Source organism: Rhizobium sp. 18055 (assembly GCF_902706285.1).
Classification (GTDB): domain Bacteria; phylum Pseudomonadota; class Alphaproteobacteria; order Rhizobiales; family Rhizobiaceae; genus Rhizobium.
Window position 1 is genome coordinate 17,689 of the sequence record NZ_CACSKD010000016.1, and the last position, 13,885, is coordinate 31,573.

The window sequence follows — 13,885 nt, forward strand, 5'->3', positions numbered from 1 at the left end:
AGACCATACGTAAAATTGGTCTCGCCGGTTCAGCGTCAAGAGCGCAGCAAAGAGATCATGCGAGCCCGCGCTGCACCGTCAGGTGCGGCTGCCGGCAAGCTTTTCGGCAAGCGTGTTCATCTGCTCCTGCGCATTGCGGTTGGCGGGATAGATTTCCAGGAAGCGTTCCCAGGCCTTCAGAGCCAACTGGTCGTTGCCGCTGTCGCCGAGAATGGATGCCATGCCGGAGAGGGCGCCGAAGTGGCGCGGCTCGATGTCGAGGACGTGCTCGATATCGGACATCGACTTGCGCATGCTGCCATTGGCGTAGTTCAGCGTGGCGCGGCGGTTCCAGCTCTCGGCATAGTCGGGCTTCAGCGCGATTGCCTGGTCGAGGAAATCAAGCGCTGCGGCGCCGCGCTTCTCCTCGATCGCCTTGTCGGCCCACTGCATCAGCAGGTTGACCGTGGCGCTGCCGGAATCGTTCCACTCGGTGCGGATATCGTTGGCGATGCTGCCCGCCTTGTCGGCGTCGCGCTCGCGCTTCAACTGGCTGTACAGCTGGTCGAGGTGCTGTTTCGGAGAGAGGTTCGCATCCTGCTGCTCGACGATCTTTTCCTTTTCCTGCGCATGGGCAGGCAAGGCAGCGGAGAGCAGGGCGAGGGAGAGCGGCAGTGCCGCGCAGGTCATGGCTAAAAAACGCATGGCGGGCATAATAGCCCGCCAACGCGAAAGATCAAAACACTTTAACGGGATATGCAATGCGATCCCTCCGGACAGGCTCAGGCGCGAAAACGCTGCCGAGCCATCCGGCCAGCCAAATCAGCCCTGACGAGCCTTGAAGCGTGGGTTCAGCTTGTTGATGATGTAAACACGGCCCTTGCGGCGAACCAGGCGGTTGTCACGGTGACGAGCCTTGAGCGACTTGAGCGAATTCTTGATCTTCATTGTTTTGATCCGCGATGTTGGGGGGAATTCACATTCGCCCGTATCAATTACATTCAAAAGCGCGCTCAAGGCGCGCTCTTCAGGTTGGGCGTGCAGATAACCCGGCCTCTTGTCTGTGTCAACCATGTGAAGGTGTTTTTCCCATGGCGGAGGCCGGTTTTGTCAGGGGAAAACCCCTTATTTTGCCGTGAGTGTGGTGACGTGACCCATCTTGCGACCGGGTCTCGATTCGGTCTTTCCATAGAGGTGAACGAGCGTGTTGCGGCGCTTGAACCAGTCTGGAAGCGCCAGGATATCGTCGCCGATCAGGTTCTGCATCACGCAGTCGGAATGGCGGTCGGCATTGCCGAGCGGCAGGCCGGCGACGGCCCGGATGTGCTGCTCGAACTGCGAGATAACGCAGGCCGCTTCCGTCCAGTGACCGGAATTGTGGACGCGCGGGGCCATCTCGTTGGCGATCAGGCTGCCGTCGGCGAGCGCGAAGAACTCGATGCCGATGACGCCGACATAGCCGAGCGTCGAGAGGATCTGTTCGGCGGCCTTGCGGGCAGCAGTGGCCGTGGCGTCGCTGATGGTGGCCGGAACAGTCGAGGTGTGCAGAATGCCGTCGCGGTGGACATTCTCGGCTGGATCGTAGCAGGCGATGCTGCCATCGGTGCCGCGTGCCGCAATGATCGAGATCTCGCGCTCGAATGCGACGAAGGATTCGAGGATCAAGGGGACGCTGCCGAGCTCGGCATAAGCGCCATCGGCACTGTCGGCGCTGGAGCGGAAGACCTTCTGGCCCTTGCCGTCGTAACCGAGGCGGCGGGTCTTGAGCACGCCCTGTCCGCCGAAGTCCTTCAAGGCAGCATCGAGGTCGGCCTGGCTGTCGACGGTGTGGAATTTTGCCGTCGGAATGCCGCACTCATTGATGAAGCGCTTTTCGACGAGGCGATCCTGGGCTGCCTCCAGCGCTTTCGGCGGCGGATAGACAGGAACGGTCAGGGCGAGTGCCTCGGCTGCGGAAACGGGGACGTTTTCGAATTCGTAGGTGACGACATCGCATTCGGCTGCCAGTCGTTCCAGCGCAGTCGGGTCGTCATAGGCGGCGACGATCTGGCTGTTGGCCACCTGGGCTGCCGGGCAATCCAGCTGCGGTTCCAGAATGATGGTGCGGTAATTCAGGCGTGCGGCAGCCATGGCCAGCATGCGGCCGAGCTGGCCGCCGCCGATGATGCCGATCGTTGTCATTGTCATAGGTCGTCCATCGGGTATTCGGCGATCGCCGCACTCTGGCGCTCGCGCCACTCGTCAAGGCGCTCGGCGATGTCCTCATCCGACAGGGCAAGAACGGCTGCGGCCAGCAGGGCTGCATTGATGGCGCCGGCCTTGCCGATCGCCAGCGTGCCAACAGGAATGCCCCCGGGCATCTGGACGATGGAGAGAAGACTGTCCTGGCCGGACATGGTTTTCGACTGGACCGGCACGCCAAAGACCGGCAGCGGCGTCATCGAGGCGGTCATGCCGGGCAGATGGGCAGCGCCGCCGGCACCGGCGATGATCACCTTGAAGCCTTCGGCGCGCGCACCCTTGGCGAAAGTGACCATGCGGTCGGGCGTGCGGTGCGCAGAGATGATCCGCGCGTCATAGGTGATCTCGAGCGCCTCCAGCGTATCGGCGGCGTTCTTCATGGTCTCCCAATCGGACTGGCTTCCCATGATGATGGCAACGGGTGGTCTGTCTGTCATCGTCACGACACTTCCCTCAGGCGATGATATTCGGGATGATCTGGTCTTCGAGTTTGGTCAGCTTGTCCTTGATGACAAGCTTCTTCTTCTTCATGCGCTGGACGCGGAGCGCATCACAGCCAGTGGCAATCATGGCATTGATGGCGACATCATAGTCTTCATGCTCCTGGCGCAGGCGCGCCACGATGAGCCTGACTTCCGCCTGTTCCTGATCCGGCATATGCATTCCCCACGATCGTCTTCAGACTTTGTCCGGTCTGCTGCTAATTTTTGCAAGCTCCTATCACCAATTAGCGGTAACGGCTAGTTAGTCTCGATCATGAATTTGCCACGGAGTCTCCTTGTTTTCGCCTTCGACAAGCCGTCAAAAATGTGTCACAGTTTGAAGGTTGACGCCTTGGATCTCCGGCGGTGTTGGCTGGAGAAAGGTAAGAGGAAGGAAGGGTCATATGACTGTTCAAGCTCATCTTGAATCACTCCAGAAGAAGCATGGCGCTCTTGAGGAGGAGCTTCATACGCTAATGGTATCCCCCTCGAGAGACGACCGTGAGGTTGCCGAGTGCAAGCGCAGAAAACTGCGCATCAAAGACGAGATTGAGCGTCTCAAAACACCCGTTCATTGAAGCGGGAGTATCGAACACCTGGCGCGTCCATCGCGACAGTGATGATGAAAATCGCAAGGCAATCAATTGTTTAGCGATAGTTCGTGCTAGGTTAAGAAATTTCAACGCGCCGGTTGCATCAAAATCGCACCCGGCGCGTTTTCATGTCCGGATGAGCCTACGCCCAGAACTGATCAAGCCATAGATTGAGCCTGTCGAAGCCGCGATTGTTGACCGCGTAGATGCGCTTCGTGCCTTCTGACGTGACCGAGACAAGGTTGCAATCGAGCAGTGCCTTGAGGTGTTGCGAGACTGCCGGGCGGCTGATGGGAAGGCCTTCGGCGAGCTGGTTTACGGTGCGTGGCGCGCGTCGCAATTCCTCCAGCAGGAAGCGCCGGTGAGGGTCGGCAATCGCAGTGAAAGGGTCCACGTTCGACATGGCGGAAAGCTACGTCAAATGGGGCAGTGGGGCAAGGAGATTGTGCACTGCGGCGAACCTCAAATAGGCCTAGTAACCAAGGCCTTCGCGGGCAATCAGCACGGCGGCGATCAGCGCCATCCCATACATGAATGGATAGAAAATCTTCGGCTGCATCCGCTTGACGCACCAGGCGCCGGCCATGGTCGCCAGCGGCGCAAAGGGGAGAAGCGTCGCCGAGGCCGCGAGGTTCTGGGTGTCGAGCTGGCCAAGCGCGAAATAGGGGATCAGCTTGACGGCGTTGAGGATGGCGAAGAAGCGGGCGCTGGTGCCGATATATTCGCGCGGCGGCAGCTGCAGCGGCAGCGCATAGATCTGGAACGGCGCCCCGCCGGCATGTGCCACGAAGCTGCCATAGCCGGAAAACGTGCCCCATAAGGTTGCCAGAAGCGGGCGCTGGCCGTGCGCCGGGATCACCTTGCCGGTGCCGGGGCCGAAATTGTTCCAGAAATAACGCAGGCAGAAAAGCACGGTCACGACGCCGATCACGAGGCGCAGGACATTGCCCGGAACCAGCGCCGAGGTGGCCCAGCCTAGCGCGATGCCGAAGAGGGCACCGGGCAGCATGATCTTCAGCGTTGCCCAGTCGCCGTGCTTGCGCCAGATCACCAGCGAAATCACGTCCATGAAGACGAGGATCGGGAGCAGGATGGCAGCGGCCTGGACGGGCGAGACGACGAGGGCCAAAAAGGGCAGGCCGATCAATGACAAGGCGTCGCCCATACCGCCTTTCGCGAGGCCGACGAGGATGACGGCAGGAATGGCGGCGTAGTAAAATGACATGTCCATCGGCATGCTTTTTTAGTCCTCCCCTTGCCAGCCCGGTCTAACGGAATTACTCACACAAAACGAGTGTGGATCGGCCGGCAAACGGCGAAATCCGCTGGAAATGGAAAGAGTTCATGACAGAACCGCAAAACCGCTGCCGCCTGGTGCTGATCGTGCCCGATATCGCCGACGCCGACGAGCAGGCCAAGATCATCGGCGATGCGCTGAAGGGCGGCGACGTCGCCTCGGTGATCCTGCCGCAATACGCGCTGAACGACAGCGAGTTCCAGAAGCACGCCGAAAAGATCGTGCCGCTGGCCCAGAATGCCGGTGCCGCAGCATTGCTCGCCGGTGACAGCCGCGTCGTCGGCCGCACCAAGGCCGATGGCCTGCACATCACCGGCAATGCCGAAGTGATGTCTGATGCGATCGAGAAATACGCCGACAAGCTGATCGTCGGCGGTGGCAATGCCGCCGATCGGCATCATGCGCTGGAGATCGGCGAGCAGCGTCCGGAGTATATCTTCTTCGGCAAGCTCGAAGGCGATATCAAGCCGGAGGCGCATCCGAAGAACCTGGCGCTGGCCGAATGGTGGGCGTCGATGATCGAGATTCCCTGCATCGTCATGGGTGGCACAGACCCGGCTTCGGCGCTTGCTGTGGCCGAGAGCGGCGCCGAATTCGTGGCGATGCGGCTGGCCGTTTTTGCCGAGCCTGCGCGTGCGCCTGCTATCGTTGCCGAAATCAACGCACTTCTTGACGAAAAAGCGCCACGGTTTGAGGGTTGATATCGCCTTCATGCCCATGCTGACACGCCAATTGCGCCTTTCCTTCCTTGCTGCTGCCGCTATTGCGGGGCTGCTTTGCCATGGCGCATCGGCGCAGACCGTCGATAATCTGTTGACGCGGCCGCTTTCGGGCGCGCCTGACACGCTGAAGGCCAACCGGCCGCAGCCAAGCGGGATCACGCCGTCGACAGGCGTCGGCGTGTTCGATCGCATGGGGGCGAAGCTGCCCGACCTGCCGCCGGAGAAAAAATATACTGGCGTTGTCGACGAGGCCTATGGCGCCTATCAGATGGGCTATTACCTGACGGCTATGGGGCGGGCTCTGCCGCGCGCGCAGCTTGGCGATCCGGCAGCGCAGACGCTGGTGGCGGAGATGCTGGCCGATGGTCTCGGCGTCAAGCGCGATGCGAAGAATGCGGCTTTCTGGTATGGCAAGGCGGCCGAAGGCGGCGATCCGGCGGCGATGTTCAAATACGCGCTGATCCTGATGGAAGGCCGTATCGTCAAGCGCGACAAGACGCTGGCTGACGAGTACATGCGCAAGTCGGCGGAAGGCGGAAATTCTTCGGCTGAGTTCAACTGGGGCCAGATCCTGATTGCCGACAATCCCGGCGAGAAGGGGCTGAAACTGGCTCTGCCGTTCTACGAGAAATCGGCGGAAAAGGGCGTCGCCGACGCGCAGTATGCGGTGGCCCAGATCTATTCGTCGCTTCAGGATCTGCCGGCTGAAAAGAAGCAGCTGGCGCGCGAATGGATGGCCCGCGCGGCGCATGCCGGTTTCGATACCGCGCAGGTCGATCTCGGCGTCTGGTTCGTCAATGGTACGAATGGGCCGCGGGATTTCGAAAAAGGCTTCCAGTGGATGAAGATTGCCGCCAATGACGGCAATGTGGTGGCGCAGAACAAGCTGGCGCATCTCTATATCAACGCGCTCGGCACCAAGGCGGATCCGATCGAGGCTGCCAAGTGGTATGTGCTGTCGCGCCGTGCCGGTCTGCCCGATCCGGCGCTCGAGGATTTCTACCTCGGCATCGAGGAAGACCAGCAGAAGGCGGCGATCGAAGCCGCCAACAAGTTCCGCCGCCTGCGCTGAGGCCGCTCTCCTGGCCTGGTAGCCGTCGTTCAGGAAAGCCGCGTCGCGGCTTTCCTTGAGTTGCCCTAGAACAGCGCGTCTTCGAACAGATCTTCGTCGCTCGACACCGCACTTGCAGGCGCGGCGGCTGCTGGAGCCGTCTGTTCCGTGGCGGCGATGATGTCGCGGTGGACATTGCGTTCCTGCACCATCGTGTAGAGCTTGAAGATCTTGCGATCGAGCGGGGCGATGGCTTCGGCGATGTCCGAAATATCCTCGATCTCGGCGCCGGCCACCTCTTCCAGGGCGTCGGCGCAACCGGCCAGCACTTCGCCGAGATCCTTCTGGAAATCGAGCTTGCCGATCAGGAGGTTGATCTTGCCGGCAACTTCGCGGCCATGTTCGGACAGAATCTTCAGTTCGGCTTCCATCGTATCGGCTGCCGTGCGGATATCGGAAACGGCTGTCGTCAGGTTTTCTGCAAGACCACCGGGCTGCTTGTCGCCGGCCGGCGCGACCCGGCCAGCGGCGGCTTCGAGTGCAGGCAGACCATCGACCACGGCGTCGGCGGAATCATCCAGCTTGCCTGCGAAGATGCGCAGTTCGGCGGTGACGACGTTGATCGACTTTCCGGCTTCGCCGAGGCGGCTGCAGCGCAGGTTGGTGTTCAGCGCCATATAGTGGATGTCTGTCTTCACCGACTTGATATGGCCGATCGCCTCGAGCAGCTTGGCTGTGGTGCCGAGTGTCGACTGGCTGACCTGATCGGCCTGCTGGGTGGCGGCATCGACCTGCTTGACGATCTCGTGGGCGGCCGAGACGCTGGATTCCAGCGCGCGCATGAAATTGCCCTGGCCGCCGTCGCTCATCTGGTCGCGTAGCCGCATGATTTCCTGGGTGTCGTGGCCGAAGCTGGCGATGGTCTTGACGACGTTCTGCGAGTCCCGGTGGAAGTCGCGGCACATGTCGTTCATCTGGGCGGCGGTGAGATGCTGGATGACATTCTGCAGGCGGCGGCGGGCGTCGGCGTTCAGGCTGCGGCCTTCGTCGCCGTCGAGGAACTCTTCCAGCAGCGTGAAGGTGCTCTGCACATGCTCGATGCGCTGGCGGGTGATGTCGCCGATCTGCAGCGCCGATAGCGTCGAGGCCACCTTGCTCTGCACGCCTCTGGCGACAGCCGCGACGTCGCGGGCGATGATGCCGAGTTTCTGGCGGTGCTCGGCGATCTTGCGGGCATCGTTGTCAAGGGCGTTCGCCACTGCCGGGATCGTGTCGGCATGGCTCCTGGAGACGTTTGCGCCGAAGGTCAGCGCAAGCTTCACTTCCTTTTCCAGGCTTTCGATCTGGCCGGCGAAACGATTGACCTCGTCGGTGCCGGAATAGATGCGCTCAAGGATTTCCTGGGCAAATCCGGTGAACTCGGCAAGGCCGGCGCCGGTGATCTTTACCGTGACCGCGAAGGTGCGCAGGTAGCGCATGGTCTCCTGCATGTCGCTGACGTGCTTGCGCAGCGAATAGCCGTTCTCGGCAAGCGACGACAGTGCATCGCGGCGGGCCTTTTCGGCGGACGGCAGATCGCTGAGGCTCTTGACCGTGGAGCGCAGATCGGCACCGGCATCGCCGTTTTCGCCGCTGTCCAGTGCCTTGGTGATGTTGTCGAGCGAGCTCAACAAGCGGTTGAGAACGTCCATCACCGACAGCAGCACCGTGCCGCCTTCGAGAAAGCGCTCTTCGACCTTGCTGCGTGCCGCTTCCAATGTCTGGCTGATGGCCGATCCCGATGTCTGGAATGCAGCCAAAGCCAATGTCGCCCCGTTCGTCATTTTCTTCCCTTTACTTATAACCCTAGTAAGGTTCGGGACCAGTTTTACGGGCATCGTGGAAACTTCGGGTAAACATCCTGGACTCGTCAGCGTTGTGCTTAATGTCGCATGAATTGAATGGCGACAATTCGATGCGTCATCGGTTTTACATAGTTAACATTATGCTTTTTATGTCTTTTTCTCGTATCGTCGGTGGCTAAATATTATTTCTACCGGGTGAGAAATCAGGGAGTCACGACTCTCCATAATTGCATTTCGCTGCAACCCAATTTTACGCGTTGTTAAGCCTGTCGTGAGATTCCTCTATGGGTTGAAAAAGTATTTCTCCGCCCTAGGAGGCCAGATTGAGTGTGCGTGAACAGTATTCAGAGTCTATTTTGCTTCCTGATGTCCTGAGTATTAGGAATATCTCCGATATACACTCGAAAATTACAGCATTATTTGAGAATAACGATTCAGTTGTTCTTGATATCCCTGATCGTGCCGAAGCCGATCTCAGCTTCGTGCAACTGATCGAAGCCGTTCGTCGACATGCTGAAGCCAACGACAAAGTGCTCGCGCTCGCTGCTCCGGCCAACGGTCATGTGCTGAAAGTGCTCGAGCGCGCCGGCTTTCTCGAGGCCTTCAGCGGCGAAGATACAAAATTCTGGTTGCATGAAGAGGTAAAGCCATGAGCGCCAATATTCTCACCGTCGACGATTCCGCGAGCATCCGGCTGACGACCAAGATGACGCTGACCAATGCCGGCTACACCGTCACCGAAGCGGCCGACGGCGCCCAGGGGCTGGCGGCGGCAAAGGCCGGGCACTACGATCTGATCATCACCGATCTCAACATGCCCGTGATGGACGGCCTGACGATGATCGAGGAGCTGCGCAAGCTGCCGACCCATACCGGCGTGCCGATCATCTTCCTGACCACCGAATCCGACGCCGACCTCAAGGCCCGCGCCAAGGCTGCCGGCGCCACCGGCTGGCTGACCAAACCTTTCGATCCTGAAAACCTTGTGAAGATCGCTAGGAAGGTGCTGGGCAAATGAGTTCCCTCGATCCTGTAGCGGTGTTTCGCACCGAGGCTGCCGAATGCCTCGAAGCCATCGAAGCCGGTCTTCTCGACCTGACGCACAAGCTCGACGACAAGGATGTCGTCGATGCCGTTTTCCGCGGCCTTCACACGCTGAAGGGCTCGGGCTCGATGTTCGGCTTCGACGCGCTGGCGGGCTTCACCCACCATTGCGAAACGGCGTTCGACCGGGTGCGCAAGGGTGAGGTGCCGGCGACGGCGGAACTCGTTGCTGCAGTTCTGGCCGCTCAGGATCATATGCGGGCGCTGGTCGATCAGCCGGATGCCGATCATGGCGATACCGGACCGAGATTGCTGGCACAGCTGCAGGCCGCTGTCGGCGAGAAGGCTGGCGGCGAAACCGCTGCCGTCGTCGCTCCGGTTGCTGCCGCAGCACCTGCTGCCGCCAGGACGACGACATGGCGGCTCCGCTTCAGCCTGCCGTCTAACTCGATGGCGAACGGCACCAATCCACTCGGCCTGCTCGATGAGCTTCGCGATCTCGGCGAATGCAGTGTCAAGGCCAACCTCGCCGCCATTCCCCCGCTCGAGGAGATCGTACCGACGGACCTGTATGTGACCTGGGAGGTGATCCTCACCAGCGAGCAGGATCGCTCGGCGATCGACGACGTGTTCATTTTCGTCATGGACGATATGGAGCTCGAGGTTGAGGAGATCGCCGCTGCTGCCGAGGTGATGCCGGCGCCTGTGCCGCAACCGGTTGCTGCTGTTGCCGCCCTGCCGGTGGTTGCCGCGGCACTGCCGGCGGTCGTGCCCGAATTCAAGCCGGTCGAAGCCGTGCCCGCCAGGCGTGATGCTGCCGGCCAGCCCGAACAGCGCCAGGCCAAGGCCGCCGAGAATGTCCGCGTTCCGGCCGAACGCCTCGACGAGCTGATGGATCGCGTCGGCGAACTTGTGATCGCCCAGTCGCGTCTCAGCCAGCTGGCCAGCGCCAGTTCCGACATCGCGCTTCGTTCGGTTTCCGAAGAGATCGAGCGCCTGTCGGGCGAGCTGCGCGACACGATGATGGTGCTGCGCATGGTGCCGGTGGCGACGCTGTTTTCCCGCTTCCGCCGCCTCGTCCACGATCTCGCCCGCGAAACGGGCAAGGCGATCGAGCTGGTGACCGAGGGCGAAAGCACCGAGGTCGACAAGACCGTGATCGAGCGCCTTGCCGATCCGCTGGTGCATCTGGTGCGCAACTCGATCGACCACGGGCTGGAAACGCCGGCCGACCGTCTGGCAGCCGGCAAGAGCGAAGCCGGTACGGTGACGCTGTCGGCGCGCCAGGCCGGTGGCGAGGTGATCATCTCGATCAAGGATGACGGCCGCGGGATCAACCGCGAACGGGTTCGCGCCAAGGCGGAATCGTCGGGTCTGATTGCACCCGGCCAGCCGCTCACAGATCCCGAACTGCTGCAGCTGATCTTTGCGCCGGGCTTCTCGACGGCGGCTGCGATCACCAATCTGTCCGGCCGCGGCGTTGGCATGGATGTGGTCAAGAAGACGGTCGAGGCGCTGCGTGGCACGATCGACGTCACCAGCCACAACGGCCAGGGTTCGGAAGTGTCGCTGCGCATTCCGCTGACGCTTGCCATCATCGACGGCCTGCTCGTGCGGGTCGGTACCGGCAGCTACGTCATCCCGCTTTCGGCGGTGGAGGAATGCCTGGAGCTGTCGCTGGAAGAGGACCTGCGCTCGCGCGGCCGCAGCTTCATCTCGCTGCGTGACAGCCTCGTTCCGTTCCTCCGGCTCCGCGACCTGTTCCGCACCGGCACCAAGCCCGACGTGCACCAGAAGGTCGTGGTGATCTCGACCGGCACCGAGCGCGTCGGCCTCGTCGTCGACCAGATCATCGGCGACCACCAGACGGTGATCAAGTCGATGTCGAAGCTGCACAACGACGTCTCGACCTTCTCGGGCGCCACCATTCTGGGCGACGGCAGCGTCGCCCTCATTCTCGACGTCGGCCACCTGGTCATCGCCGGTCAGCAACAGGAAACACAGATGCGGGTGGCAGGATGAGCGCGTTAGCCGAAAAGATCGACCATCACTGGAATTACGCCGACGAAGTCGAGGTTCTGACGTTCGACATGAACGGCGAGACCTTCGCGCTCGAGGCCGTCATCGTCCAGGAAATCCTGGATCTGCTGCCGGAGACCGCGGTGCCGGGCGCGCAGCCCTTCGTTGCCAGCGTCATCAATTTCCGCGGCAAGGTCATTCCGCTCGCCGATCTGCGCCTTGCCTTCGGCATGGACGGAACGGAAGCGACGATCGACAGCCGCATCATCGTCATCGAGATCGATCTCGATGGGGAAGCTACACTGGTCGGTCTGCGCACGGACAAGGTCAACGAGGTGACGACGCTGGCCAGGAGCGCCAGCGAGCCACCGCCGAGCGTCGGCATGCGCTGGCGCGCCGACTACATCAACTGCCTGGTGAAGCGCGGCGGTGAGTTCATCATCCTGCCCAATCTGCAGGCACTGTTTTCATCAAGACACGAGACGTCGGCCGCGGCCGCTTAGGCAGCGTCATTCAGGGTTAGGGGTTAAAGAGATGCGATTTACGATCAAAACCAAACTGGTGACTGCGTTCACCCTCATCATACTGATGCTGGTTGGCACTGCCGGCTACGGCACCTTCAGCCTGAGCACCATCAACGATACGCTGGGCTCTTTGCTCGAGGGACCGGTTCGCCGCCTGGAGCTGACGCAGGCAATCAACATTGCCGAGCTGGAGGTCATTCGCCAGCAGAAGAACCTGGTGGCTGCGACCAACGCGCAGGAAATCAAGAGTGCCACCGACAACGGCGACATTGCCCGCAATGACCTGACGTCGGGCCTGACGGCGATCATCGCCATTGCCGACCCGGAAAATCTGGCCCGCTGGAACGAGATCGAGGCGATGTCGAAGAAGTTCGTCGCAGCCGATGAACAGATCAGGCAATTCCTGCAGGCAGGCAATCACGAGGCTGCCACGGCGGTTTCCGTCGGTGAAGCTCGCCAGCTGGCCGGCCAGCTCGACAAGGAGCTCGATCAGATGCTTGCGATCGAAAAGGCAAGAATGAAGGCTGCCGATGACAGCGCCGATCAGCAATATGCATCGACGCGTCTGACGCTGGTCGTCGCAGCGGCCATCGCCACGCTGATCGCTGCCGTCACTGCCTTCTGGATTGCCAGCACGATTTCCAAGGGTCTTCGCCGCGCCAACAGCGTTGTCCGCGAAGTGGCGGAAGGTGACCTGACGAAGACCGCCGAGATCACCAATCGCGACGAAATCGGCGAACTGCTCGGCAACGTCAACCTGATGATCGAGCGCCTACGTGGCGTCGTCGGCGATGCGCTTTCGGCCTCGGAGAATGTGTCGGCCGGCAGCCAGGAACTGTCCGCAAGCTCGGAGCAGGTCTCGCAGGGTGCCACGGAACAGGCGGCATCCGCCGAAGAGGCATCCGCCTCGATGGAAGAGATGGCGTCGAACATCAAGCAGAACGCCGATAACGCCGCCCAGACGGAGAAGATCGCCCGTCAGTCTGCGAAGGATGCGGAAGAAAGCGGCGCTGCCGTCAGCCGCGCGGTCGAAGCGATGCGCACGATTGCCGAGAAGATCGGCATCGTCCAGGAAATCGCCCGCCAGACCGACCTGCTCGCGCTCAACGCTGCTGTCGAAGCCGCACGTGCCGGTGAACATGGCAAGGGCTTTGCGGTCGTCGCGTCCGAAGTGCGCAAGCTTGCCGAACGCAGCCAGTCGGCCGCAGCCGAGATCAGCGCGATGTCGAGCGATACCGTGAAGGCGGCAAGCAATGCCGGCGACATGCTCGGTCGCCTGGTGCCCGATATCCGCAAGACGGCGGAACTGGTGTCGGAAATCAGCGCCGCCTGCCGCGAGCAGGATATCGGTGCCGCGCAGATCAACGAAGCGATCCAGCAGCTCGACAAGGTGACCCAGCAGAATGCCGGTGCATCGGAACAGATGTCGGCGACGTCGGAGGAGCTTGCGGCACAGGCCGAAGAGCTGCAGACCTCGATCGCCTTCTTCAAGGTCGATACATCTGGCAGCAAGGCCGGCGCCAGGAAGCCTGCCGCCAAGCTGGTCTCCAAGTCGGTCGGCTCATCCTCGGCTCGTCCGGCCGTGGCCAGCAACAAGAACCTCAATGCTCGCTCGGTCTCGGCCCAGCAGGCACGTGCCAAGGGTTTCGCACTCGACATGTCGATGGGTGGCCCTGACGCCGGCGACGACGATTTCCGCGAAAGCGCATAGTCGGCGCTCCGGCGCTACGAGATGTCCGGTCGCGCACGTTCGCGGCCGGCAAAAGGCCCAGCGCATGTTGCCGCTGGCGCCGTGACCGGCCGAGGCCCGGTTACAGCAGAGCGAATGCAATCGCTGTATGTCTCCAACTCGTTTTCTGAAGCCTAAGCCAATCCCGAACATGGGAGAAGCATCGGTGCGGATTGTTCGCAAGGCCGACGCTTCCAAGTGCAGCAGCCCGGTATGCCATCGAAGGCGCTGCTGTGACCGGCCGATGACCCAACGTGTGTATGCGTTGGCGGATATTGATCATGACCTGCCGGCCCTTGCGCCTGGCCAACACCCATCATGCGCTGCCGGCTCCTTCCAGGCCCTGTGGCAGATCATGTC

At 61.4% G+C, this 13,885-nt stretch carries 16 protein-coding genes; 8 read left to right on the forward strand and 8 right to left on the reverse strand.

Features of this window, described 5'->3' with window-relative positions; all coding sequences use genetic code 11:
• Positions 1-78: 78 nt before the first annotated feature.
• The 5 genes from GVL52_RS22665 to GVL52_RS22685 form a co-directional block, all read right to left on the reverse strand.
• Entirely contained in the window at positions 79-693 is a 615-nt protein-coding gene (locus GVL52_RS22665; protein WP_160011252.1) for a hypothetical protein, read from the reverse strand.
• 108 nt (positions 694-801) lie between these two features.
• Positions 802-927, reverse strand: a complete 126-nt coding sequence (gene ykgO / locus GVL52_RS22670) for a type B 50S ribosomal protein L36 (RefSeq protein ID WP_037069952.1) — start codon at positions 925-927, stop codon at positions 802-804.
• A gap of 177 nt (positions 928-1,104) precedes the next feature.
• A complete protein-coding gene (locus GVL52_RS22675; RefSeq protein WP_160011254.1) occupies positions 1,105-2,166 on the reverse strand; it encodes a 5-(carboxyamino)imidazole ribonucleotide synthase in 1,062 nt (353 codons plus the stop codon).
• Positions 2,163-2,657: a 5-(carboxyamino)imidazole ribonucleotide mutase gene (gene purE, locus GVL52_RS22680; RefSeq protein WP_160011256.1), complete on the reverse strand. Its 495-nt coding sequence runs from the start codon at positions 2,655-2,657 to the stop codon at positions 2,163-2,165. The genes GVL52_RS22675 and purE overlap by 4 nt, the downstream gene beginning before the upstream one ends.
• A 16-nt stretch (positions 2,658-2,673) precedes the next feature.
• A complete protein-coding gene (locus GVL52_RS22685) occupies positions 2,674-2,877 on the reverse strand; it encodes a YdcH family protein (protein WP_160011258.1) in 204 nt (67 codons plus the stop codon).
• Between the two features lie 229 nt (positions 2,878-3,106).
• Here GVL52_RS22685 and GVL52_RS22690 point away from each other — a divergent pair, with 229 nt between their 5' ends.
• Entirely contained in the window at positions 3,107-3,280 is a 174-nt protein-coding gene (locus tag GVL52_RS22690) for a YdcH family protein (protein WP_160011260.1), read from the forward strand.
• A gap of 157 nt (positions 3,281-3,437) precedes the next feature.
• Here GVL52_RS22690 and GVL52_RS22695 read toward each other — a convergent pair whose 3' ends face one another.
• Entirely contained in the window at positions 3,438-3,698 is a 261-nt protein-coding gene (locus tag GVL52_RS22695; RefSeq protein WP_160011262.1) for a helix-turn-helix transcriptional regulator, read from the reverse strand.
• A 69-nt stretch (positions 3,699-3,767) separates the two neighbouring features.
• A complete protein-coding gene (locus GVL52_RS22700) occupies positions 3,768-4,532 on the reverse strand; it encodes a sulfite exporter TauE/SafE family protein (protein WP_160011264.1) in 765 nt (254 codons plus the stop codon).
• 107 nt (positions 4,533-4,639) lie between these two features.
• Between GVL52_RS22700 and GVL52_RS22705 the strand changes: the two genes are divergently transcribed.
• Positions 4,640-5,293 carry a thiamine phosphate synthase gene (locus GVL52_RS22705; protein WP_160011266.1) on the forward strand — a complete coding sequence of 218 codons (654 nt, stop codon included), beginning with the start codon at positions 4,640-4,642 and terminating at the stop codon, positions 5,291-5,293.
• A gap of 10 nt (positions 5,294-5,303) precedes the next feature.
• Positions 5,304-6,386: a tetratricopeptide repeat protein gene (locus GVL52_RS22710; protein WP_160011268.1), complete on the forward strand. Its 1,083-nt coding sequence runs from the start codon at positions 5,304-5,306 to the stop codon at positions 6,384-6,386.
• A gap of 65 nt (positions 6,387-6,451) precedes the next feature.
• On the opposite strand, the gene GVL52_RS22715 is transcribed toward GVL52_RS22710, so the two are convergent.
• Positions 6,452-8,188: a chemotaxis protein gene (locus GVL52_RS22715; protein WP_160011270.1), complete on the reverse strand. Its 1,737-nt coding sequence runs from the start codon at positions 8,186-8,188 to the stop codon at positions 6,452-6,454.
• A 344-nt stretch (positions 8,189-8,532) separates the two neighbouring features.
• Here GVL52_RS22715 and GVL52_RS22720 point away from each other — a divergent pair, with 344 nt between their 5' ends.
• From GVL52_RS22720 to GVL52_RS22740, 5 genes are read left to right on the forward strand one after another with little or no spacing between them, the layout of a single operon-like run.
• Positions 8,533-8,862, forward strand: a complete 330-nt coding sequence (locus GVL52_RS22720) for an STAS domain-containing protein (protein ID WP_160011272.1) — start codon at positions 8,533-8,535, stop codon at positions 8,860-8,862.
• A complete protein-coding gene (locus tag GVL52_RS22725; protein ID WP_160011274.1) occupies positions 8,859-9,227 on the forward strand; it encodes a response regulator in 369 nt (122 codons plus the stop codon). The genes GVL52_RS22720 and GVL52_RS22725 overlap by 4 nt, the downstream gene beginning before the upstream one ends.
• A complete protein-coding gene (locus GVL52_RS22730; RefSeq protein WP_160011276.1) occupies positions 9,224-11,275 on the forward strand; it encodes a chemotaxis protein CheA in 2,052 nt (683 codons plus the stop codon). The genes GVL52_RS22725 and GVL52_RS22730 overlap by 4 nt, the downstream gene beginning before the upstream one ends.
• The gene (locus tag GVL52_RS22735) at positions 11,272-11,775 is read left to right on the forward strand and encodes a chemotaxis protein CheW (RefSeq protein ID WP_160011278.1); all 504 of its coding nucleotides are present in this window, start codon (positions 11,272-11,274) and stop codon (positions 11,773-11,775) included. Before GVL52_RS22730 ends, GVL52_RS22735 begins: the two co-directional genes overlap by 4 nt.
• Positions 11,776-11,806: 31 nt before the next feature.
• Entirely contained in the window at positions 11,807-13,507 is a 1,701-nt protein-coding gene (locus GVL52_RS22740) for a methyl-accepting chemotaxis protein (protein ID WP_160011280.1), read from the forward strand.
• Positions 13,508-13,885 lie beyond the last annotated feature (378 nt).

Bases quoted from the DNA above. Each gene is read 5' to 3' on its own strand.
- GVL52_RS22665 (WP_160011252.1), bottom strand. From the start codon at position 693: ATGCCCGCCATGCGTTTTTTAGCCATGACCTGCGCGGCACTGCCGCTC.
- ykgO (WP_037069952.1), bottom strand. From the start codon at position 927: ATGAAGATCAAGAATTCGCTCAAGTCGCTCAAGGCTCGTCACCGTGAC.
- GVL52_RS22675 (WP_160011254.1), bottom strand. From the start codon at position 2,166: ATGACAATGACAACGATCGGCATCATCGGCGGCGGCCAGCTCGGCCGC.
- purE (WP_160011256.1), bottom strand. From the start codon at position 2,657: ATGACAGACAGACCACCCGTTGCCATCATCATGGGAAGCCAGTCCGAT.
- GVL52_RS22685 (WP_160011258.1), bottom strand. From the start codon at position 2,877: ATGCCGGATCAGGAACAGGCGGAAGTCAGGCTCATCGTGGCGCGCCTG.
- GVL52_RS22690 (WP_160011260.1), top strand. From the start codon at position 3,107: ATGACTGTTCAAGCTCATCTTGAATCACTCCAGAAGAAGCATGGCGCT.
- GVL52_RS22695 (WP_160011262.1), bottom strand. From the start codon at position 3,698: ATGTCGAACGTGGACCCTTTCACTGCGATTGCCGACCCTCACCGGCGC.
- GVL52_RS22700 (WP_160011264.1), bottom strand. From the start codon at position 4,532: ATGCCGATGGACATGTCATTTTACTACGCCGCCATTCCTGCCGTCATC.
- GVL52_RS22705 (WP_160011266.1), top strand. From the start codon at position 4,640: ATGACAGAACCGCAAAACCGCTGCCGCCTGGTGCTGATCGTGCCCGAT.
- GVL52_RS22710 (WP_160011268.1), top strand. From the start codon at position 5,304: ATGCCCATGCTGACACGCCAATTGCGCCTTTCCTTCCTTGCTGCTGCC.
- GVL52_RS22715 (WP_160011270.1), bottom strand. From the start codon at position 8,188: ATGACGAACGGGGCGACATTGGCTTTGGCTGCATTCCAGACATCGGGA.
- GVL52_RS22725 (WP_160011274.1), top strand. From the start codon at position 8,859: ATGAGCGCCAATATTCTCACCGTCGACGATTCCGCGAGCATCCGGCTG.
- GVL52_RS22730 (WP_160011276.1), top strand. From the start codon at position 9,224: ATGAGTTCCCTCGATCCTGTAGCGGTGTTTCGCACCGAGGCTGCCGAA.
- GVL52_RS22735 (WP_160011278.1), top strand. From the start codon at position 11,272: ATGAGCGCGTTAGCCGAAAAGATCGACCATCACTGGAATTACGCCGAC.
- GVL52_RS22740 (WP_160011280.1), top strand. From the start codon at position 11,807: ATGCGATTTACGATCAAAACCAAACTGGTGACTGCGTTCACCCTCATC.